We start from the raw sequence: 21691 nt of genomic DNA, 5'->3' as shown, positions 1-21691 counted from the left end.
TATCCGACACACGACCTTTGATTTCCCCACCCTTCAAATGTACGGAGCTTTTTCAGAAATCAAATATTAGTCCTATAGTACCAATACGGCTCAGTTAGCGCCAAAAAACTTAAACGGCGTAGGTTGAGTGGAGAAACGAAACTCAACATTTCCGGGACTTTGTTGGGTTGCGCTTTGCTTAACCCAAGCGTATTGACACCAGTACAGTGGTTTTATAACTCCTGTCTGATTGTTGTTCGCGCACCACGCAAGAGAGATAGGCAGGGAGTAGGGGTTCGGAAGTAGGGAAAAAGCCTTTTTGAGTTCTAGTGAGTTTTTTCAAAACTTAAATCTGATTTTGAACAATATTTTAAATAAAACCCTGATAAAGCTGGCTTTTCATCTCAGTATGTTTTCAAACATCAAATAGGAGTCCTATGTTTAATTTAGCTCATGTACTTAGTGAAAGATTAAAACATCTACTTGTGTGGATTGGCGTGAGATACCTAGTGCAGGCTGGTTTTCTACAGGGCAACACTGCGCTCTATCCAACCTACAACTCTTCCTCATAGGATAGTCAATATCTCCTAAAAATCTGTTAAATAAGTAATAATATCGTGAAACCAAATATTGATTATTCAGCGTGAATATAAACAATTCTAATTTAAAAAAATATATCAAGTGTAAATACTGAAAATCTCCATTAATTCATAAAAATATATTGATAATTCCAAATTTAAATTTTTAGCTAACTTTGCCAAACAACGTAGACAAGTTGTATTTATTTGTGTAAATTTAGACATTGGTAACTTCCATCAAAGAGTTATTTTGAGAGGTCTTAAATATCCTCAATAAAAAGAAAAGGAGTTTCAATCGAGTGTCTCAACCATATTCCAAGAAAATAGCGGGTTATGCAGTCTGTTGTATATCAGCATTAGCTGTAGTGACATTTTCACAGATGTCCCAAGCAGATGCAGCCTCTATGACTTTCTCAGTCACAGGAACTAACTCAGCATCGAATAATGCTCTAGCATCATCAGTCGTGTTTGATGACTTACTCAATCCAGGTAAGTTGACAGTCACCCTGACGAACATGAAAAATGTTTCAGTCCCTTCTGATGTTCTTACATCAGTCTTTTGGGACTATGCTGGATCTCCCTTAAACTTATCGTTAATTTCAGCAACAGCTGCAACGGTCACTCAAAAAACCCCCTCTACCACTACAAATAATGTAAATCTTCTCAATACTCCTAATGGCAAAGAATGGGCATTTGCATCTACTACCAATTCCGCAGGACTCAGTGGAATAACCCAAGACTACGGTTTAGGTACTGCCGGCTTGGGTATTTTTCAAGGTCTTGGTGGACAGCAGCAATTTAATTACGGCATTATTGACGGCTACAATGCTAATGCAAATCCAGCAATCAAAGGGGGAAGTTTTGTTGACAATTCGGCCACGTTCGTTTTGTCAGGACTGCCCACTAACTTTGATATAAGCAAAATTGGTAGTGTTCGCTTCCAATATGGCACCAATTTAAGTGAGCCTAGCATTATAAAAGCACAAGGGAATTATTACAGTCCTCCGCCTCCTCCACCAAAACAAGTACCTGAACCTGAGACAACAGCCGCCCTTGGTTTATTTGCAGTGGGTGCATTGAAAGTGGTGAGGAAAAAATCTTTAGTAGTAGCCTAAGTGACAGTTTTCTAGTTTTTAATACTGAGAAACACCAGATACTTCCATAAAAGGAAATACTGTTTTTTAGAAAATCAAGTGTGCATACCCTATATTCTGTAAAAATTGATTAAGTACAACATGGTGTAAATAGGCTAATAATTATAAATCGTTGCAAAGCTTGCATTGTTTCTAGGCTTTTCAACGATTTTTCGTTTTGCATAGTTCTGCACAAAAAGCTGGCTAACTGTAGCGGATCTCGAAGGAACTCAGCGAAATCAATAACTGAATTTAGTTAGACACTTCTGAAAGTAAAGTCAAAACGGCATAGAACACCTACAGCCAGTTGCAACGTTCTAAAATTAAAAAGTATTAAATCAAGTTGAGGACATTATGGCTGCAAAAGTAGAAATTTACACTTGGAGGACTTGCCCGTTTTGTATCCGTGCCAAAAGTTTGCTGAAGAGTAAGGGTGTTGAATTTACAGAATACAGCATTGACGGAGATGAGACAGCCAGAAATAAAATGGCTCAAAGAGCAAATGGAAGGCGCTCTTTACCGCAAATTTTCATCAATGATGACCATATTGGTGGTTGTGATGACATCCACGCTTTAGACAGTCAAGGCAAGCTAGATGAGCTACTAACTTCCGTGTAAGTCTAGAAGATATTGCACTAGCGACAAGCCACTGCAAATTACACGGCAGTCGCTACAACTCTGTTTACGAAATTTTTCTCGCAAAAGTATCTGTCCACAAGATTTTACCCTCCAGTTCCTACTCAGCAGTACAGATGTACGTCAATTAGTAAGATCATCAAGAGATAATAATTGAACAACCATTTAATTTCTTGGTGATTGAGGTATAAAGGGTGAAACTGGCTTTTATCATTGATCCGATCCATCTGCTTGACCCGTGTCATGATACCAGCATTGCCCTGATCGAAGCAGCGCAAATCCTGGGACACGAAGTTTGGGTAACTCAAGCAAATCTGCTGAGTGTAGTGGAGGGCAAAGCTTGGGCTGTCCTACAGCGAGTTGAACTTGTACCAGTACAGTTGGTGGAGAGACGCTGGATAGCGGCGAATCCTTGGTATAAATTAAGTGATTCCTCCTTAACTTCTTTAGAGACAATGGATGCCGTATTTATGCGAACAGATCCACCTGTCAATGATTCTTACCTCTATGCCACGTACATTCTGGATTATGTTGACCAAAATAAAACTCTACTGATTAACAGTCCTAGCGGCATTCGAGGGGCAAATGAAAAAATGTATGCCCTCCAGTTTACCAAAGCGATTCCAGAAACGATTGTCAGTGCTGATAAGCAGTTTATTCGGCAATTTGTCGAAGCAAAGGGGGCAACTGTTCTCAAACCACTGGGAAACAAAGCCGGGGAAGGAATTTTATTTTTGCAATCGAGCGATCGCAATTTTAACTCCATTGTCGAACTCAGTACCCTCCAAGGTCGAGTGCCAGTAATGGTACAAACTTATCTACCGGAAGCAAAAGAAGGAGATAAACGCATTATCCTGCTCAATGGCGAACCGATTGGTGCGCTCAATCGCCTCTCTAGCGGAAGTGATTTTCGCAATAATATGGCAACTGGTGGTACAGTCGCTCAAACTGAAATTACCCCAAGAGAACATGAAATTTGTACCCAAGTAGCCGAACAATTACGTCAAGACGGTTTGATTTTTGTGGGTATAGATGTTATTGGTGGCTACTTAACTGAAGTTAACGTCACCAGTCCTACGGGAATTCGTGAAATTGATCGTCTAGATGGTACTCACCTTGGTTATCAGGTTATTCAATGGATTGAACAGTCATTGAATTGAAGGAGGCAGGAAGAATAAATCAGCAGTGGTCAAATCCCCTGCTGATTTGAAGCCACTGAACTAGAGTTCAGTCAATGTCTTCTCTACTACTGGTGAAGGCAGTTCTAAAGTACAAGCGGTTTTCCTCTTGCCTTCATTGATAAATGTAAATTATTTTTACTTGGTGTCCTATTTTCTAAAAAATAGAATTACTTCGGGTGCTTGCGTGGGCAACTCACCCACGCAGCTTTGTTTATACAGAATATAAGTTTAATGAATCGCGGAAGTAGATGTAGCAATGTCTACGACGGGCTACATTTAAGCATTCCTAGTTGGCTAGGTCTTCTGATTTATTTGTTCCAAAAGCAAAGCTAGACATGGGAGCCAGCAGAACCCTGCCCAAGTTAATTTTATAAGTAGCGTTAACAAATTTCTTTACCAATTAGCAAAATTAGGGATGGCAACGGATTGCTTATCCCTGCTTTTGGTAAACCCTGAAACTAACAGATTTTATACAGCACTCAGCCTAACCTGAGACTGCTAATTTAATCTAAAATCTCAAATCGTTCGACTGAGCGTAGCCGTTCGCGTAGCGTTCCGCAGGAAAGTCCAAAATCTTTTAATTCCGTGGTCTTTGTCGGTTTCTCAAGAAGTCAGGTATATCCAATCCAGGTTTTTCTTTTGGTTCTGGAGTTGGAGTTGGAGTTGGAGTTGAACTTGGAGTTGAGGTTGGGGGATTAACTGCGGGTTGTTGTGTTGTTGGCCGCTTGGAGGTATTAGGTGCTACTCGAACGCTAGCTACGCTTTGTTGTACCGCAGCTTGCACTTCACCTGTAAACCCGGTGGCAATTACAGTAATTCTGACCTCACCTTGGAGTCTGTCATCAATTACAGCCCCAAAAATAATATTGGCGTTGGGATCAACTACTTCATAGATTGCTTCTGCGGCTGCATTCACTTCATGTAAAGTAAGATCAGTACCACCTGTAATATTAAAGACAACTCCTCTAGCACCTTCAATAGAACATTCTAGTAATGGTGAAGAAATAGCCGCGATCGCAGCTTCTCTGGCTCTAGATTTTCCAGAACTAACGCCAATACCCATCAATGCCGATCCCGCATCTGCCATCACAGCCCGGACATCAGCAAAGTCAACATTTACCAAACCGGGAATTGTGATGATATCAGAAATACCTTGCACCCCTTGACGCAACACGTCATCTGCATAGCGAAAAGCTTCTTGCACAGGTGTTTGTTCGGGGATCACTTCCAGTAGTTTGTTGTTAGGAATAATAATCAGTGTATCTACCCTACTTTTTAAGCCTTCAATCCCTTGTTCGGCTTGGCTGGTACGGCGGCGACCTTCAAAGACGAATGGACGTGTGACTACCCCAACAGTGAGAGCGCCCATTTCTTTGGCTACTTCTGCCACGATTGGGGCTGCACCTGTTCCAGTACCACCGCCCATACCAGCGGTGATAAATACTAGGTCTGCACCCTCTAAAGCTGTAGCAATTTCGTCTCGTGATTCCTCAGCTGCCTTTTGACCAATCGCAGGATTACCACCTGCTCCTAAGCCCCGCGTTAGCTTTTGTCCAATTTGCAATCTACTGGGAGCGCCTGCCAGAGTTAAAGCTTGGGCATCAGTATTTATTGACCAAAACTCTACACCAGAGACATCAGATTCGATCATGCGGTTAACGGCATTGCCACCGCCGCCACCGACACCAATCACTTTGATGTTGGCAACCCGACCAGGAACAATCTCCCCAATACGGCTATTTTCCGTAAAAATCTTCTTATTATCGTGATTTTGTCCGAAGTTCATCCCAGAGTTATTAAAGGGATTGGTCGAGTTAACTGCCAGAGAAAACCCAGGCTGTCCCGGAGATTGGGAATTTTTATAGGTGAGTCCTTGGTTATTATCAAGTGTCATTGGATTTGTGAGAGGGTAGATAAACGACTTTTCCAGGTGCTATTCACTTAAGAGTCAACTATAGTTTGACACTGCCACAATACTATGGCACTGTTCTTTATTGTTTTCACTACTGCCAAGCCTAACAGAATTGGCGGGATGAAAATTTGCTATGAGATCAGCTTTTAATGCAGCTGATCGCACAGCCAATTCTAGAGAAGTATACCTATATTTATCCAAAAGTGACCTGTATAACTTCAGCCAGACATTAATCTCTTCATTCTTCTCATCGGAGAACATAACTTCTAAAGACACACTACAGCGCATCTTATCTGCCTCAATAATATTGTTAATAGGTTTCACCATTGGGGATAATTGCAACTTTAGACACAAAATTTACCTGATACTTACTTATTCTTAAGGTTGAAGTAAGCAAGAATTTACTTGTCAGACTATACCTGATTAATTTGTTGTTTGGGGAGTCTTAATGGACACTTTGTTGAAGCAATAGTCTATCTTACGAGAACCCTCACTAGTGTGGTCAACAAATCAAGATTTTCCTAGAGGTTTCGTAACCCAATTAAGAAATATGGTACAGAATAGTCCAAACTGATTACCCAAAAGTAGCCTTTACGCAACCTTTTGTAGTACTTTAATTTACAGCTTTGGGCTTCAGTAAACTGTCTTTGGAAGTATCCTCAACAGACCAAAGTTAGATTGTCAGACATCTTGCACCCTAATGTTAGGGTAACAATTTGAGAGTGTTTTACTCACAAGAGAGATTTCATGATTGATCTTCTCATTTTAATTAGAAGTTAATGCCGATTTTCGCGCAGTTGCTGGAAAACTGAAAATAATAAATATATTTATCAGCATAAAGCTTCTTAATTTACTAAGAGCTATCAATACATTAAACACGCTAGATATTTTTAGGGTTTTTAGGAGTTAATTTTTGGTCTTTTTGGTTCATTTGTACTAAGGGAAAATCGGGATTTTTCAGATCAATATACTCTATTTGACCAGAATCGAGTTTCGCTGATAAATGGCGCATTTGGGCAAGTACCTTAATTTGTTCAGACAACATAGTACTTGGAACGCCAAGATGCACATTTCCTAGTTCTGTTTTCAAAATTAAATTCGCTGGATTTTGGCAATCAACTTCCATTACTTTCACAGTACTTTGGCTGATAGCTTGATGAATTTGAGTCCAGTTGAGACAGTATTGTTTGGGCGATCCAATTACTCTGAGATTGGGTAATTTCCTAGTGGGATTCAGTGATGTGTATTTTTCTAAAGGTATCCAGGCCCCACTTGCATCTAATAAGCCGATTGTGACTTTTTTATTGCCAGTGCCCTGATTTGCCCCACTTGCTGTTTGAGTCATTGCGACAGGGACTCGTTCTTGGATTTCGATGTTTAATCCGGGAGGAAACAGGCGACGTCTCACGATCGCTTGAGCAATAGTTGGTTGTTTTTTCAAAGAGTTTGCGATCGCTGCTGGTTCAATCCGCCACAAAGATTGGGGGTAAGATAGCACTAATAGGGATTGAGTTGTCTCATATGACAGTAATTGATTGCCTGATTTCATCACTACTTGTTTGGGAGTTTTTAACACCCATACTGGTTGAACTGCTACCCACAGCAATCCACCCGCCAAACCGGTAATGGCAAAGGTTCGCCAAATAGCTTGAATAATTCTCATCTGCCGTCGCCGACGTAATTTTTTACGACGCTGGGCAAGATCCGTACGGGAAACTGATATTATGCCAGCCATTCAAACCCCTTTCTGGTTACAATCCAAATTCCTTGACGCGCTTGTATCATTATTAATTTCAGTAAACACTGTCGGCATCTGTTAGCCGCTCTCCTCAAGACTTTTTTTATTTTTAGTAACACTTTACAGTAAGTACACAACGAAGGTAGTCTCTAGTCATCCTTCCTATTAAAGTTTCCGGTGTCCATTCTTAACTCACTGTTGTCTTTTTGACAAGGGACATAAAGCATTTTTCTTTAAAGATTACAAAATCTTAATTTAAATATTTCTGATTTTGTTTTATTGACAAATAGAATGTGAAGTGATAAATAAGTCTTCCTTGATCTCTGTATAGATTGCTATAATTCATACTAGTCATGTCTCATCAACTATACAAACAGGGAATAATATAATCGAGTAGCTTTTTTTACTGATTAACTCCGTCATCAAGCTTTGTGTCAGGTTAAAGAAAAGCTATGAGATTGTCAAAACCTCAATAGTAGGTGTAAAAAGGACAGATATGTTTAAGGTTATTAGGGTCAATTAAATCTCTATCATACTACTGACAGTGATCCTGTAATAAGTGCTGTCTTTTGCAAGACACTACCAACTTGCGAATTAATTGTGTGCCTACAACAAAGTTAGAGATTGTTTGTATAAAAAATACGAGTTAACTGCATCTACACACGCGTCTACATACACCTATACATACATGAAAACGACATTCAATTTGTCACGTTTTTATAAAGCATGTAACCCAAGCTACACGCTTAATATAAGCAACGTGTTAGATCGCCAGTATTACATAGATTTTGCTGATGTCCGTGGTTGTAAGATTGTCGAAGAATTGCAACGGACTATAGTTCGGATTTCCCCTGATGAGCCAACCTGTCAGTTATTTACGGGTCACATTGGCTGCGGTAAATCAACGGAATTGCAGCGCCTCAAAACAGAACTAGAATTGGCAGGATTTCATGTGGTTTATTTTGAGTCCAGTCAAGACTTAGACATGGCGGATATTGATATCAGCGATATTTTGCTGAGTGTAGCCCGTCAAGTCAGTGCCAGTTTAGAAGGCATTAACATCAAACTCAAAGGTGGTTACTTTACCAATTTGTTTAAAGAAGTAGGCGATTTTCTACAAAGCCCCATAGAGCTTTCTGGACAAGCAGAATTATCCTTGGGTATTGCCAAAATTACCGCCAAAACCAAAGATAGCACTCAGATGCGGAATCAACTGAGGCAATATTTGGAACCACGTACCAATAGTATTTTGCAAGCGATTAACGAAGAAATTTTAGAAAGGGCTATTGAACAGTTAAAGCTGCGGGGTCAAAAAGGACTGGTAGTGATCGTAGATAATTTGGATCGAGTCGATATGCGTCCCTTAGCATCAGGGCGATCGCAACCAGAATATCTCTTTATCGACCGAGGCGAACAGCTACGCCGACTCAAATGCCATCTAGTTTACACAATTCCCCTAACACTAATTTTCTCCAATGAGTATGAAACACTAAAAAATCGCCTGGGGGGAGGTATTGCACCAAAAGTACTGCCGATGGTATTAGTGCGGCAAAGAGATGGCAGTGATTACGAACCAGGGATGTCACTAGTACGCCAGTTAGTCTTAGCAAGAGCTTTTCCAGAAGTTTCTTTGAATGAAAGGCTTTTATTAATTACAGAATTATTCGATCATTCCCAAACCTTGGATCGGATATGTCGCGTTAGCGGTGGCCACATTCGCAACTTATTGGGTTTACTTTATAGCTGCCTGCAACGACAAGATCCACCTTTTTCTAGAGAATGCTTAGAAGCTGTGATTAAAGACTACCGAGACGATCTGCTATTAGCTATTGATGAATCCCAGTGGGAATTATTGTTTGAAGTAGTGCAACAACAGAGAGTTAAAGGTGAGTCTGACTATCAAAGCTTACTACGAAGTATGTATTTGTTCGAATATCGTGACCCTCTGGGGCGCTGGTTTGGCATCAGTCCAGCCCTAGCAGAAACAGAAAAAGTTTTAGCTTGGCAACAAAACAAGTAATAGTGCTGGGTAAGTTAATAGTCATTAGTCCTTTGTCCTTGGGCATTGGACTAATAACTAATGCCCAATGCCCAATGCCCAATGCCCAATGCCCAATGCCCAATAACAAATGACTACTGACAAGCAGCTACACGTCTCCACAAAAGAAAATCAGCATACATTGCAAAGATTGATTAGAGCGATCGCACTTTCTGAAGGTCAATTTGCCCTAATTTTAGTTCGGTGTAACTATGGGCAATTACGTGAGCAAATGTTAGAAAATATTCGCTCCATCACCAAAGATACCAATATCAGAGAAATCGTCCTCAATTTGTCAACAACTTCCTTACACAACACAATAGTCACAGAGCTATCCTTAGATAATCCTGCTGTCCTCACAGACTCTTTGCCAGCTGCTGTTATGGTTTTTGGTATTGAGTCAGCAATCGACCTAGAAAACTTACTTACAGGCATTAACCAAGCGCGAGATATATATGCCGCAACTTTTCCATTTCCAGTAGTGTTGTGGCTACAAGATGAAGTTGCATCATTGTTGTCCAGGTTAGCACCTGATTTTAAAAGTTGGGCTGCAACTACGATTAAATTTGAAATGGCAAAAGCAGATTTAATTGCTTTGATTCATCAAGAAGCAGAATCTCTATTTGCCAAAGTTTTAGAAGCAGGTGCTGAAACATTTTTATCTAATGCCTCTCTAGATTTAGATCCTAAGTCTCAACACCGCCACGAAATAGAATCAGCCCGTAATGATTTGCTGCGTCTATATAGTGTTCAATTAACACCAGGATTAGAAGCTAGTTTAGAATTTGTGTTGGGAAGAGATAAATATGCCAACGATCAAATTAATGGTGCTTTAGGCAATTATCAAAGAAGTCTAGCATTATGGCAGCAGGAAACGAAGAGAGTAGCTGAGTTGGAGAGTAACTCTTCTTTACCTCTCTCATGTCCTCACCCTACTCCTCCTTCGCCTTTACTCAAGCAAGCAATAGTACTATTCCACTTAGGGCTGTGTTATCACCGCATGGCAGACCTACACAATAATAGTAATAGTAGGTATTGTGAACATGCTCTCTTGTGGTTTAAACAATGCCTGGACGTATTGGAGGAGGTACAAAGAGAAGACTTAGTTGCTAAATTTATTTTGCCTGCTTGTGAAATGCTGCAACGTTTACAAGCTTGGGACGACTTAAAAAAATTAGCTCAAAAGTCATTACTTCTAAATAAAACCTATGGAACTCCTGCACAAATTGCTCAAAATTATGGTTTTTTGGCAAATGTAGCAATTTCAGAGTCGAATTGGGTACTAGCTCATGAATTTGCGAATGCAGCACTTTCTATTTCCGAAGAAGCAACAGAAGTTTCTCTGCGAGATGCTTTGCGAACACGACGACAAGAAAGTTGGTATCTTCTGTTGCTTGCACGTACACAACGACATCTAGGTGAATCAGAAGAAGCGATAAATAACCTGGAATGGGCGAGGGTAGTTTGTGAGCTACAACATCAGCCATCACTATATTTAGAGATTTTAGAGGAACTGCGATCGCTTTACTTTTTTGAGCGTCATAACTATACAGAAGCCTTTAAACTCAAGCAAGAAAAGATTCAGATAGAACATCAGTATGGGTTTCGCGCCTTCATTGGCGCAAGTCAGTTACAGCCGCAACGATCTAGAATTAACCCAGCATTGGAACCTCAAAAAATACCGTTTATTCCTGAAGGAGTTGCCCAAGAAATATCAGCTTCAGGACGACAGCAAGATGTCAATCGTTTGATTGAAAGAATTAGTCGTGCTGACTATAAACTTACAGTAATTTATGGGCCATCAGGCGTAGGTAAAAGTTCAATTCTCAAAGCTGGTTTAGTCCCAGCTCTGACAGGAAAAGTTATCGGAGAACGCATTCCTATACCTATTGTTTTGTCTGTTTATACTGATTGGCTGACAGTCTTAATAAGCAGTCTAAACCAAGCGCTGGCATACACAGGAATATCAGTTAATCCTGACTCTACATTCAATATACTGTTAGAAAAAATTCGTTTGGCAACCGAGCGCAACTATACAATAATTATCATATTAGACCAGTTTGAAGAATTGTTTTTTATTAGTAATCCTCCTACGCAAAGAATAGAATTTTATCAATTCTTTAGTGAGTGTTTAAATATTTCATTTGTAAAAATTATTCTTTCGTTAAGAGAAGATTACTTGCATCATTTATTAGAATTTGAACGCTTGAGCCAAAAAAATAGTATTGGACTATATGATTTAGGTGTAATTAATAAAAATATTCTTGATAAGGACATTCGCTACTATCTAGGAAAATTCTCTAGTCAGGATGCTAACGCTATAATTCACAGTCTTACTCAACGTTCTCATTATGAACTTAGTGATGAATTAATTAACCGATTAGTCCAGGATTTGACAGGAGAACTAGATGAAGTACATCCAATTGAATTACAAATAGTTGGCGCTCAACTACAAATAGAAAATATTACTACCCTTGGACAATACAAGCTTTGCGGCGGCTCGGCAAAATTGGTTGAACGCTGGCTAGGGGAAGTCATCAAAGACTGCGGCCCAGAGAATGAAGAGTTAAGTTGGAAATTATTATTTGAGTTTACTGATGAAAAAGGGACGCGACCTTTAAAAACTAAAGCTGATTTAGCGGCTGCATTAATTAATAACCATGATATAGAAACAATATCAAGCTTTAACACAGTTGGGGAACTGATTTTAGAAATATTGGTGGGTTCAGGTTTGGTGTTGCGAGTCAGAGAAGAATTAGGCGATCGCTACCAGCTAGTTCACGATTATTTAGTTGAACCAATTCGCCAAAAAAACAACTATGGTATGCTCGCCGAGTTTGAAAAAATCAAACTCGAAAAAATTAGAGCAGAAGTAGCTCAACAACTGAGTCAAAAGCAACTCAATTTGATCTTGCAACGGCGGCTGCGAGAAGCACGGTTTGTAGGCGTAGTGCTGGCAATAATGGGGGGAACAATAGCGACATTATGGTGGCAAGCCAACTTGCAAAAAACAGCAGCAATTCACCAGACTCTACGAGCTGAACGCAGTGAAACCAACTTGAGGATTAGTGGAATCACGGCTGCTAGCGAAGCTCTATTTGCGTCTAATAAAGAGTTTGATGCTTTATTAGAAAGTTTGCGGGCTTGGAGAGAACTGAAACAGGCAGATGGAGTGCAACCAGATACCCGAATGCGGGTGGTAACAGCCCTGCAACAGGCGGTTTATGGGGTAACAGAAGTCAATCGCTTAGAAGGGCACACTGATATTGTCTGGGGAGTAACTTTTAGTCCTGATGGTCAAACCCTAGCATCAGGTAGCCGAGATCAGACTGTGAAAATTTGGCATCCTGATGGTACTTTACTCCAAACCCTCAAAGGTCACACTGATGCTGTTACCTGTGTAAGCTTCAGCCCAGATGGTCAAACCCTAGCGTCCGCCAGCCTCGACAAAACAGTACAAATCTGGAGTAAAAACCCGGTTACAGGTGAATTTGATCCCAAGCCATATAAAACCCTGAAAGGACATAAAGATTGGGTTTATAGCGTTAATTTCAGTCCTGATGGCGAGTTGTTAGCTACTGCCAGTAAGGATACAACTATAAAACTCTGGCGCAAAGACGGTACATTAGTAAAAATCCTGAGAGGACATCGAGGGTGGGTTAACTGGGTAAACTTTAGTCCCGATGGTCAATTAATCGCTTCGTCCAGCGATGACAAGACAGTGAAAATCTGGCGACGGGATGGTAGCCTGGTTACAACTTTGCAGGGACATCAGCAGGGTGTGACTGTAGCTGTTTTCAGCCCTGACGGTAAATTTTTAGCGTCAGCAGGTCGAGACAAGACAGTGAAACTTTGGCAGAGAGAGATTAACGATACTAAAGACGGTTTTGGCTTTCGTCTTTACAAAAATTTACGGCAACATAGCAGTACAGTGTGGAGTTTGAACTTTAGTTCTGATAGTAAAAAGTTAGCTTCCGCAGGCGAAGACAATGCCATAAACCTCTGGAGTATAACTGGTACTTTACTCAAAACCTTCAAAGGACATAGTGATGCTGTTGTTACTATCGCTTTCAGTCCAAATAATAAATTGCTGGCTTCAGGAAGTTTCGACAAAAGCGTGAAACTATGGAGCTTAAATGCCCCAACACCGTCTACTCTTCAAGGGCATCAAGATCGAGTTTTGAGCGTTACTTGGAGCCCCAACGGTCAGATGCTGGCTTCTGGTAGCAGCGATCGCACTGTAAAACTCTGGAAGAAATACACTAGTAATGGCGAGTTCAAAACTCGACTTTACAAAACTTTAGTAGGGCACACAAGTAAAGTTCCTAGTGTCAGTTTTGACCCCAAAGGTAAAATGCTGGCTTCAGGAAGTTATGACAAAACCGTGAAACTTTGGCGGCTTGACGGTACTTTAATCATGACTCTTCACGGACATAGCGATAGTGTGATGAGTGTGAATTTCAGCCCCGATGGTCAGTTTTTGGCATCAGCTAGCAAAGATAAAACCGTGAAACTTTGGAATCGTCAAGGTAAGTTACTCAAAACCTTAGTGGGGCATCAAGGTTGGGTAAATAGCGTAAATTTCAGCCCTGATAGTCAGATTTTAGCCTCTGCCAGTGATGACCAAACTGTAAAACTGTGGAACCGTGAAGGCAAATTGCTCAAAACTTTTTCGCCCCATGACAGTTGGGTGTTAGGTGTCAGCTTTAGTCCAACTGATGAGTTGCTGGCTTCTGCCAGTTGGGATAACACAGTAAAACTGTGGCGACGGGATGGTACGTTGTTAAAAACCTTATTAAAGGGGTATAGCGATAGCGTCAACGCTGTAACTTTCAGTCCCAATGGTGAATTGCTTGCCGCCGCCAGTTGGGATAGTACAGTAAAACTTTGGAGTCATGAAGGCAAATTAATTAAAAGTCTGAATGGGCATCGTGCCCCAGTGTTAAGTGTCAGTTTTAGCCCAGATGGTCAAACACTAGCATCAGCTAGTGATGACAACACGATAATTCTGTGGAATTTAAATCTTGACGATCTGCTTGTTCGTGGTTGCGACTGGGTGGGTGATTACCTCAAGCACAACCGTAATCTTGAAGAGCGCGATCGCTTTCTTTGTAATGGCATACCCACTAAAAACTCTTTTTAATTATGAATTAAGTTGAAGCCTCAATGAGCAACCGCTCTTGGTTTAGCGGTTGATGAGGCGATCAGGGTTGTTAATTCAAAGCTAGAAAATAATTTTCGAGCTAATCAGCAAAGGAGCGATCGCTCTCTAAAACTTCACGGCTATTTTCTGGGGAAGCCTCTTGTGGCAAATTCGCTAGAAAAGCTTGTAGTCTCATGCGCTCGATATAAGGCCAGCCTCCCTCAGACTCAATATCTTTTAGGAGTGAGTAAAGTTGCCGACGGTTAACAGGCAAACTCTCTTGAAAAACCCCATCTCGGATCTCTCTGTGTAACTGTTCCAATTGCCTAAGCATTGCCAAAAGAGCTACAGTCTCACCTTCACAACCCTGTACGGCATCATATACCACAGTTGCGATCGCTTGTAGTTTACAGGACAACTCCCCTGATTCCAGATTTTTGTTATGGTTCATGCCAACTTTTCCGTATAAATGAGGCCAACTCAAATTTACCGGAGATTTTTAATTTTCCCTAGTTTGCCAGTAGTTACTCTAGAGATTGAGCCCAGAAAATAAAGCTACTGTAGGCTTTTAGATGGTTTTTTGCTAGACTCAGCGCCTTTGCTCTTCACTGCACTTACCTAAGTAAGAGTTGAATATAACTAGATTTGTATCTTTATTAAAAGCAATTGCGATCGCTCCTAAAAGAGCGTAGTAACCTTTAGCATAGCCTCCACATCAGCTAGATGCGATCGGGACGAGACTTTGTTAATTAAGAGTACTTTGATTTTGAGTTAAAAAAAATCGTATGATCTGGCTAATTTACCCATCAAACAATGGGCTGTATGTAGTAGCGTCACATACATGATACAAAAAGACTTGGGCGACGCTGCTTTTGCAATTGGCAAAAGCAAAGTGCAAAGCAGACAACTCTCTTCGCACTCTTTGAGGCAAGCACTTATGCTGCTCTGTGTAGCGCTTACTCATCCCCCCGCCCAACTCTAACAAATGCCACCAACAGTAAAACTGCTGGTTTTTTGCCCCCTAGTTACACACATCCAAATAAGGATACAGTGTGCTACTTATTCTGGGGTTTACTCCCCAAGCTCAAGAGAACGACACGTTTAACTACGTTTAGCAGAGAAAAGTTTGACTGGCGACTTCCAGCCTATACGCCCTGACATTTGTTTCAATTCTGGTAATCAGAGCAACGCAGTGTCAGTTCGGAGATGGCTTTTCGTCAGAAATCAAAGCTTCGATGCAGTTTTACAACTTAGATATTAATTTTTGAGATTGAGGTTGACCATGAGGTATCGCGCTTTAATTGTTGCATTCTTGGCTTTGTGCCTGGGACTAATAACTGCTTGTAGTGATGCTCCTGCTACTAGTAGTAGAGATGTACTTACTTACGACCAAATTCGTGGCACTGGCTTGGCGAACAAATGCCCCCAACTAGCAGAAACAAGCCGTGGCTCCATTCCCATTGATTCTAGCCAGTCTTATGCCATCAAAGAACTTTGCTTAGAACCAACTAGCTTTTTCATCAAAGAAGAACCTGCTAATAAACGCCAAGAAGCAGAATTTGTTGCTGGCAAATTGTTAACTAGATACACTTCCACTATTGACCAGGTGCAAGGCAACCTAAAAATCAACTCAGATAATAGCTTGACCTTTGAGGAAACTGATGGTCTTGACTTCCAAGCCATAACCGTACAACTTCCTGGTGGTGAGCGAGTACCTTTCCTCTTCACCATCAAAAACTTGGTTGCTCAAACCCAACCCAGTTTGAGCAGTATTAACACCTCCACGGACTTTGAAGGCACTTTCAAAGTTCCTTCCTACCGTGGTGCTGCCTTCCTAGATCCCAAAGGTCGTGGTGTCGTCAGTGGCTACGATAATGCCGTCGCTCTCCCCGCCCAAGCCGATGATGAAGAACTTACCCGCACTAACGTCAAGCGTGCTGAAAATCTTAACGGTAAGATTTCTCTGCAAATCGCTAAAGTAGATAGTTCTAGTGGTGAAATTGCTGGTACTTTCGAGAGCGAACAGCCATCTGATACAGACTTAGGTGCTGGCGAACCAAAAGAAGTCAAGATTCGCGGTCTATTTTTTGCACGGGTTGAATCGACTCGTAGCTAAATTCTCTAGAGCTTAGATAACTGGCCTGGCATTCAGAACTACAATTCTGTAAACATCAGGTTTGATCGCAAAAGTTAACTTCTTTGCCCACATTTTCAGGGCTGTTTCATTCCTATAAAAGCCTTACAGAGACGACAAGAGACAAGAGAAGAATTATTCCTTCCCTTGTCCCCAATTTTTCAAGAGGCTTTGAAAGAATGAAACAGCCCTGCCTTTTTTCAGGGTGGTACATAGGTTTCTGACAAGAGGGGAAAGTCTAAAGCCTAATATGCTTGGGTTAGTGATATTTTGCCCTGCAATATCTCCCCAGTACAACAAAGATCAATCTCGCACTTTGTTATGTTTGCTTGCGTAAATATACATACTATTTTTCAAAAATTATTAGTTATTTTTAATTGTTAGCTGAATTTCGGTTGAATGGACACGTAATTTTACTGTAAATCAAACTTTTACTATCTAACAAAATTCTGACTATTGTTGTTTTATTTTTGGAAATTAGCTTCATCATTAATTAATTAAAGTTAAGTAAAATCTCGGTTTGATATTTAGTGATTAATTTTATATTTTATTTCTATGTAGTTCTAAAAATAGCTACAGATTATCCCAAAGATAAATAACAAACTAAATACCAACTTCACCCATTTAAATTTTGCGCGGTTGTCAAGCAATTCTATTGGGATTTTACCTAAAAAAAGTTGTTAATCCCATAGTAATTGCTATTACATATAGCGCGATATTTTGTTTAATATCGCACAATCGCAACTTAATTTAAAAGTGAGTAATTGATTGTTAATTTACTCAATAAGCACGGTGCTATGCCTACCACAGTCACCAATGAAATAAAACATGAAATTTGGCAGTTGTTGCGAGAATATCAGCAATCTCGGTCAGAAAATGTTCGCAACCAACTGGTAAAACTCAACTTTGGACTTGTGAGAAAAGAAGCTCACTACTGGACGAATCAATGTCATGAAACCTACGATGATTTGCTCCAGGTTGGATGTTTGGGTTTAATCAGAGCGATTGAAAAATTTGAACTTTCCAAGGGACATGCCTTTAGTTCCTATGCTCTTCCTTATATTCGGGGTGAAATTCAACACTATCTCCGAGATAAAGGTGTCACCGTGCGAATTCCTCGGAAGTGGTTAGCACTCCAACAGCAAGCAATAGGAGTGTCACGTTCTTGGCGTGAAAAGCATAATCGCCAACCAACAGATACCGAATTAGCAACAGCGCTAGAAATTTCTCCAAACGAATGGCAAGAAATTAAGTTAGCGTGGATAAATCGCGCTCCCTTGAGTCTTGATGTGCCAATCCAAGATGGAGAAGAAGGTTCTACTTGTTTGGGAGAATTGGTTCCCGATCCTCACTATCGCAGCTTTCAATTGGCACAAGAAGACCAACTTCGCTTGCAACAAGCATTGGTTCAACTCGAACAACGCACCCGTGATGTCTTGGAATGCGTATTTTTACAAGATTTGACACAAAAACAAGTTGCAGAACATCTCGGGATAAGTGTCGTGACAGTTTCCCGTAGAGTCAAGAAAGGTCTGGATTTGATGAAACAGCTGATGGGTGTAGCAGACGATTAACTGCAAATAAACTAAATCCGCAGTTATGCTGGGCTGTTAGTGTTAAAAATAACCCTTGAAATGTAAAAAATTAGGTTATAAAGGTAACATACTTTGCCTTTGATACAAATTTTAGGCATGTATATTTCCATTTTTCAATTTTCCAATGGCTTTTGAGAACAGCTCATGGGCAGAAATTCAAAAATTACAATTGCAGCTATTTTATCCTTAGCGATCGCTGGATGTGCTTCTGAAGATACACCACAAGCCGTCAATCCTGCGCCGATTCCTAAAATAGTAGCAAAGTCCACACCAACGGCTCAATCCTTTAAGAATCCAGTGATACTTGCCAAACAGGTTTCACAAGTTACTCCTGCATCTGCTAACTTGATTCAATCTACTAATGCTACAGAGCGGACACCGTTAATTCTAGTATCAAAAGAACGGACTGACCCATTTGCCCAAATTTTTGGGCAGACGGTTTCGGGAATGCCTAAAACATCTGGAACTGGAAAACCTGTTCCTATCTTGCCTAAGCTACCGACTGCATCGCTAGCAGGACAAAAACTTTCAACACCTCGCATAGCTTTAAATCAGAAGAAAAATATTGCTTCTGTACCAAAAAAAGTTAATTCTACTTTGACTTCAGTCTTACCTAAGGTTTTGCCTCAAGTTGTCCCCAACCCAACTTTAGTATCTGTGTTGCCACCAGCAGCACAACCTGAGTTAGCAAGGGCAGTTATTGTGACTGGTGTAGTTCTAATTAGTAAGGAACCGCAGGCAATTATCAAAGTACCAGATGAGCCGACGAGTCGCTATGTGCAAGCAGGACAGCGATTAGCAAATGGCGTACTGATTAAACGAATTGAAATGAATGGAGGCTCTAACCCGATTGTAATTCTCGAACAATTTGGTATCGAAGTTGCCAAAATGGTAGGGGAAGGGTCTGTCAACTCAACACCATCAGCTACATCTGCTAATGGCAATCCTATTTCAGTGGCAACGCCCTCCTCAAATCCTCTTAATGTTGGAGCTTCATAGAGATGGAGACTAAGGAAAAAATTGAATTCGCTGGTTGTCCTTTAGCTGTCTATAGAGAGATAGCAGCTCATTTACGTCAAGTTGAAGGGGTAGAAGTGGATTTAATTCCTCAATCATCCCAACAGTTTGATTACAATCAAAGTCAAATTGGTGGTTTGTCCATTTCGTGGACAGCGAATTCTGGTTCACAAAGTCAGCAACAAGTTAAGCAAATTTTGGCTTACTATCAAAATCGCTATATAAATCCTATTTGATTTGTGAAACCTATTTGATTTGTGAAAATTCAAGCCTCAGATTCCCGACTTCTTAGAGAAGTCGGGAATTTTGTTGTTCATAAATCAATACGGTTCAAAGCGCTACTTGTATAAAATCGTGGGTTTTTGAGACGCGATAAATAGCCGTCTCTACAAGTGTTTTGGTCTTATCTGAACTGTATTAGTTCATAAATGACCGAGTAGGACTATGGTGTATGAAGACTTAATACCAATTATTTATTAAACTGCACAAAACCGAGCTTGGTGAAACTTGGGAATTTTGCCCCTTGTTTGGGAGCAACCTCAGAGAAAATCTGTATTAGTACTGAGGTTATGGCTGGAGGATGTTGAGCTAGCAGAAAAATGTAATGATTTGGTAAAAATCCTGTCTGGGAGTATGAAACGGAAAAGGTTTGTGATAAAGCAATTGGGTGTGTCTGAAGTGGGAAATGATAGTGTCCGTAGTTGAGAATATTTGTTTTTCCCATCTTTGGAAGCAGTAAATGTCTACTTAAATCAATAGCCCGATAAAACCGGAATGGTGGTGCGTCCCTCTAATCTGGAAGATATTTTTGTGGAATTAACGGGACGCTAGTTAGATTAACCTCATCCTCCTAACTGCCGCAGCATAGCTTCTACTCTGTCCACTCCTTGTAAGTCATTGCGCCGCTTGTACAAGTCGCGGGCTTTTTGAAGCAAGCTGTTGGCTTGTTTGGTTTGTCGTCGCTGTTTATACATCGAACCCATCAACTCATAAGTCTGGGCGTTGTTTTTATCCAAATCTATTGCTTGTTGATATGCCCAAGTAGCAGCATTATAGTCTCCCATACGAGATTGCGTCACAGCTAATCCTAAATAGGCGTTAACGTTATTACGGTTTAGCTGTATGGCCCTACGGTAGCCTTCTTTTGCCCCAGCGGTGTCTCCCAAATTGGCTTTGATGTAACCCACAGCGTAATAAAAATCACTGTTGTTAGGGTTGATGGCGATCGCACGACGATAAGAAGTTAGTGCTGCCTGGTAATTTCCCTGTTGAGCGTATAGGTAGCCAATACCTGAATGGATTTTAGCATTTTTAGGATCTAGACTAGCTGCTTGCTGATAAACTGCGATCGCACCACCATAATCGCCACTATCTACTAACCTCCGTCCTTCTTCTAGTAGTTGCTTTAATTGTGGGTTTTTGGCTTGCGCCACTAATACCTGAGCTTGAGCTACTGAAGGTATGGTGAAGGCAAAACATCCTAGTAACACCACACTAAACACGAATGATGTTGGCTTGTACACAGTAAATTTCCTGAAATTTTAGAGGACTTTTTTCTTGTACATTAAAACAAAAATATGGATTTTTGAAAACTGTATTTATTCGTATGAATTTAGATGTTAATAGTTCATTCACTGTTCCTTTACATTCAGCACTCCATAAGAGAGTTTTGACTGAAGGATGAGTATAAGCTATCAAAGATTAAATTAAGTTATCCTATATAAAACAGTACAACAGCAAAACGACACCTTTTTTAATCAGTATTTATACGCATTTTCTAAAAAATATTAATAGGCACTTAACTTAATCCTATATCTTGATAGGTCAAGCTTACAGGGTTTGGTATTCTATTTAATTTAATAATTTGCTGACTATATATAATTTTTAGTCTTTTATACTACTTTTTTAGAAGTCATCATCCCGGCATTAACATCCTTTTATGGTCATTACACGGTAAGATAAATTTGATCAGTCAAATGTTCCTTTAAGTCCTAGTTTTTGGTGAGGATAATACTAAAGCTGAAAGCGCAATCTCAAGTTGTGCGAGAGGATGTTTATTCAACCTATATTTTGTAATAAAAGTTACAATTTTCACACATTTGGATAAACATCTGAATAATCAATATGTATATTATTTAGGAGGTTAATTTATGATTATAACTACTACTGATGTAATTCAAGGAGCCGTGATTGAGTCATATTTAGGTATTGTGACAGCCGAAGTAGTCTACGGCAGCAATTTCTTACGGGATTTTTTGGCTGGTATTCGCGATATTATCGGTGGACGCACTGCTAGCTATGAGCGTCTATTTGAGCAGGGTCAACGCAAGGCATTAGAAGAATTAGAACAACGGGCACAACGTTTAGGAGCAAATGCTGTAATCGGGATTGAAATTGATACTGGCACAATTAATCTTGACCAATCAGGAGTTCTTTTGCTGATTACTGCCACAGGTACAGCTGTAAGGATGCGTTAGTTTTTATTGGCTATCTAAATTATTTTGTTATAACTTTAATAAGTATTACAAGCTTTTTTACTAAGTTAAAGCTCCAGTCAGATAGATTATTTTATTATGTCAGGAGATAAGTGTATTTTAATTTAAGTAT

General features: G+C 40.2%; 15 protein-coding genes and 1 pseudogene. 11 read left to right on the top strand and 5 right to left on the bottom strand.

Features of this window, described 5'->3' with window-relative positions:
* Positions 1 to 856 precede the first annotated feature (856 nt).
* From G1O98_RS26920 to gshB, 3 genes are all read left to right on the top strand, one after another.
* On the top strand, positions 857 to 1672 hold the full coding sequence (locus tag G1O98_RS26920) for an XDD4 family exosortase-dependent surface protein (protein ID WP_345940598.1): 816 nt from the start codon (positions 857 to 859) through the stop codon (positions 1670 to 1672).
* A 372-nt stretch (positions 1673 to 2044) separates the two neighbouring features.
* Positions 2045 to 2308, top strand: coding sequence for a glutaredoxin 3 (grxC, locus tag G1O98_RS26915; RefSeq protein ID WP_163934385.1), 264 nt, complete (start codon positions 2045 to 2047; stop codon positions 2306 to 2308).
* Between the two features lie 212 nt (positions 2309 to 2520).
* On the top strand, positions 2521 to 3486 hold the full coding sequence (gene gshB, locus G1O98_RS26910; protein ID WP_163934383.1) for a glutathione synthase: 966 nt from the start codon (positions 2521 to 2523) through the stop codon (positions 3484 to 3486).
* Positions 3487 to 4084: 598 nt separating this feature from the next.
* Here gshB and ftsZ read toward each other — a convergent pair.
* The 3 genes from ftsZ to G1O98_RS26895 form a co-directional block, all read right to left on the bottom strand.
* Complete coding sequence (gene ftsZ / locus G1O98_RS26905; protein WP_163934380.1) at positions 4085 to 5401, bottom strand: cell division protein FtsZ; 1317 nt, start codon at positions 5399 to 5401, stop codon at positions 4085 to 4087.
* Between the two features lie 54 nt (positions 5402 to 5455).
* Complete coding sequence (locus tag G1O98_RS26900) at positions 5456 to 5746, bottom strand: hypothetical protein (protein ID WP_228058491.1); 291 nt, start codon at positions 5744 to 5746, stop codon at positions 5456 to 5458.
* 553 nt (positions 5747 to 6299) lie between these two features.
* A complete protein-coding gene (locus G1O98_RS26895; RefSeq protein WP_163934377.1) occupies positions 6300 to 7154 on the bottom strand; it encodes an FtsQ-type POTRA domain-containing protein in 855 nt (284 codons plus the stop codon).
* Positions 7155 to 7845: 691 nt separating this feature from the next.
* Between G1O98_RS26895 and G1O98_RS26890 the strand changes: the two genes are divergently transcribed.
* Positions 7846 to 9177 (top strand): P-loop NTPase fold protein, encoded by a 1332-nt coding sequence (locus tag G1O98_RS26890; RefSeq protein ID WP_114086114.1) that lies wholly within the window; start codon positions 7846 to 7848, stop codon positions 9175 to 9177.
* Positions 9178 to 9286: 109 nt separating this feature from the next.
* Positions 9287 to 14338: a hypothetical protein gene (locus tag G1O98_RS26885; RefSeq protein ID WP_163934374.1), complete on the top strand. Its 5052-nt coding sequence runs from the start codon at positions 9287 to 9289 to the stop codon at positions 14336 to 14338.
* Between the two features lie 100 nt (positions 14339 to 14438).
* Here G1O98_RS26885 and G1O98_RS26880 read toward each other — a convergent pair whose 3' ends face one another.
* Positions 14439 to 14789 carry a hypothetical protein gene (locus G1O98_RS26880; protein ID WP_163934371.1) on the bottom strand — a complete coding sequence of 117 codons (351 nt, stop codon included), beginning with the start codon at positions 14787 to 14789 and terminating at the stop codon, positions 14439 to 14441.
* A gap of 831 nt (positions 14790 to 15620) precedes the next feature.
* On the opposite strand from G1O98_RS26880, the gene G1O98_RS26875 reads away from it, so the two are divergent.
* The 5 genes and pseudogenes from G1O98_RS26875 to G1O98_RS40195 form a co-directional block, all read left to right on the top strand.
* Positions 15621 to 16454: a photosystem II manganese-stabilizing polypeptide gene (locus tag G1O98_RS26875; protein ID WP_012411115.1), complete on the top strand. Its 834-nt coding sequence runs from the start codon at positions 15621 to 15623 to the stop codon at positions 16452 to 16454.
* Positions 16455 to 17269: 815 nt separating this feature from the next.
* Positions 17270 to 18046 carry an RNA polymerase sigma factor SigF gene (locus G1O98_RS26870; protein ID WP_163934369.1) on the top strand — a complete coding sequence of 259 codons (777 nt, stop codon included), beginning with the start codon at positions 17270 to 17272 and terminating at the stop codon, positions 18044 to 18046.
* 165 nt (positions 18047 to 18211) lie between these two features.
* Positions 18212 to 19066, top strand: a complete 855-nt coding sequence (locus G1O98_RS26865) for a hypothetical protein (protein ID WP_163934367.1) — start codon at positions 18212 to 18214, stop codon at positions 19064 to 19066.
* A gap of 2 nt (positions 19067 to 19068) precedes the next feature.
* Positions 19069 to 19320, top strand: coding sequence for a hypothetical protein (locus G1O98_RS26860; RefSeq protein WP_163934365.1), 252 nt, complete (start codon positions 19069 to 19071; stop codon positions 19318 to 19320).
* 469 nt (positions 19321 to 19789) lie between these two features.
* Positions 19790 to 19915 (top strand): annotated as a pseudogene (locus tag G1O98_RS40195) (ABC transporter ATP-binding protein); the annotation flags it as partial.
* 11 nt (positions 19916 to 19926) lie between these two features.
* Here G1O98_RS40195 and G1O98_RS26855 read toward each other — a convergent pair.
* Positions 19927 to 20607: a tetratricopeptide repeat protein gene (locus G1O98_RS26855; protein ID WP_114086120.1), complete on the bottom strand. Its 681-nt coding sequence runs from the start codon at positions 20605 to 20607 to the stop codon at positions 19927 to 19929.
* Between the two features lie 627 nt (positions 20608 to 21234).
* Between G1O98_RS26855 and G1O98_RS26850 the strand changes: the two genes are divergently transcribed.
* Positions 21235 to 21561, top strand: coding sequence for a YbjQ family protein (locus tag G1O98_RS26850; RefSeq protein WP_094327544.1), 327 nt, complete (start codon positions 21235 to 21237; stop codon positions 21559 to 21561).
* The last annotated feature ends 130 nt before the right edge of the window (positions 21562 to 21691 follow it).

It is taken from the genome of Nostoc sp. UIC 10630, assembly GCF_010747425.1.
Lineage (GTDB): Bacteria > Cyanobacteriota > Cyanobacteriia > Cyanobacteriales > Nostocaceae > Nostoc.
The sequence above is the reverse complement of the archived record's forward strand: the minus strand, read 5'-3'. Positions and strand labels throughout refer to the sequence as shown.

Coding starts and splice junctions, on each gene's coding strand:
- G1O98_RS26850 (WP_094327544.1), top strand. CDS start 21,235: ATGATTATAACTACTACTGATGTAATTCAAGGAGCCGTGATTGAGTCA.
- G1O98_RS26875 (WP_012411115.1), top strand. CDS start 15,621: ATGAGGTATCGCGCTTTAATTGTTGCATTCTTGGCTTTGTGCCTGGGA.
- G1O98_RS26870 (WP_163934369.1), top strand. CDS start 17,270: ATGCCTACCACAGTCACCAATGAAATAAAACATGAAATTTGGCAGTTG.
- G1O98_RS26895 (WP_163934377.1), bottom strand. CDS start 7,154: ATGGCTGGCATAATATCAGTTTCCCGTACGGATCTTGCCCAGCGTCGT.
- G1O98_RS26865 (WP_163934367.1), top strand. CDS start 18,212: ATGGGCAGAAATTCAAAAATTACAATTGCAGCTATTTTATCCTTAGCG.
- ftsZ (WP_163934380.1), bottom strand. CDS start 5,401: ATGACACTTGATAATAACCAAGGACTCACCTATAAAAATTCCCAATCT.
- G1O98_RS26900 (WP_228058491.1), bottom strand. CDS start 5,746: ATGGTGAAACCTATTAACAATATTATTGAGGCAGATAAGATGCGCTGT.
- G1O98_RS26885 (WP_163934374.1), top strand. CDS start 9,287: ATGACTACTGACAAGCAGCTACACGTCTCCACAAAAGAAAATCAGCAT.
- G1O98_RS26860 (WP_163934365.1), top strand. CDS start 19,069: ATGGAGACTAAGGAAAAAATTGAATTCGCTGGTTGTCCTTTAGCTGTC.
- G1O98_RS26880 (WP_163934371.1), bottom strand. CDS start 14,789: ATGAACCATAACAAAAATCTGGAATCAGGGGAGTTGTCCTGTAAACTA.
- G1O98_RS26890 (WP_114086114.1), top strand. CDS start 7,846: ATGAAAACGACATTCAATTTGTCACGTTTTTATAAAGCATGTAACCCA.
- grxC (WP_163934385.1), top strand. CDS start 2,045: ATGGCTGCAAAAGTAGAAATTTACACTTGGAGGACTTGCCCGTTTTGT.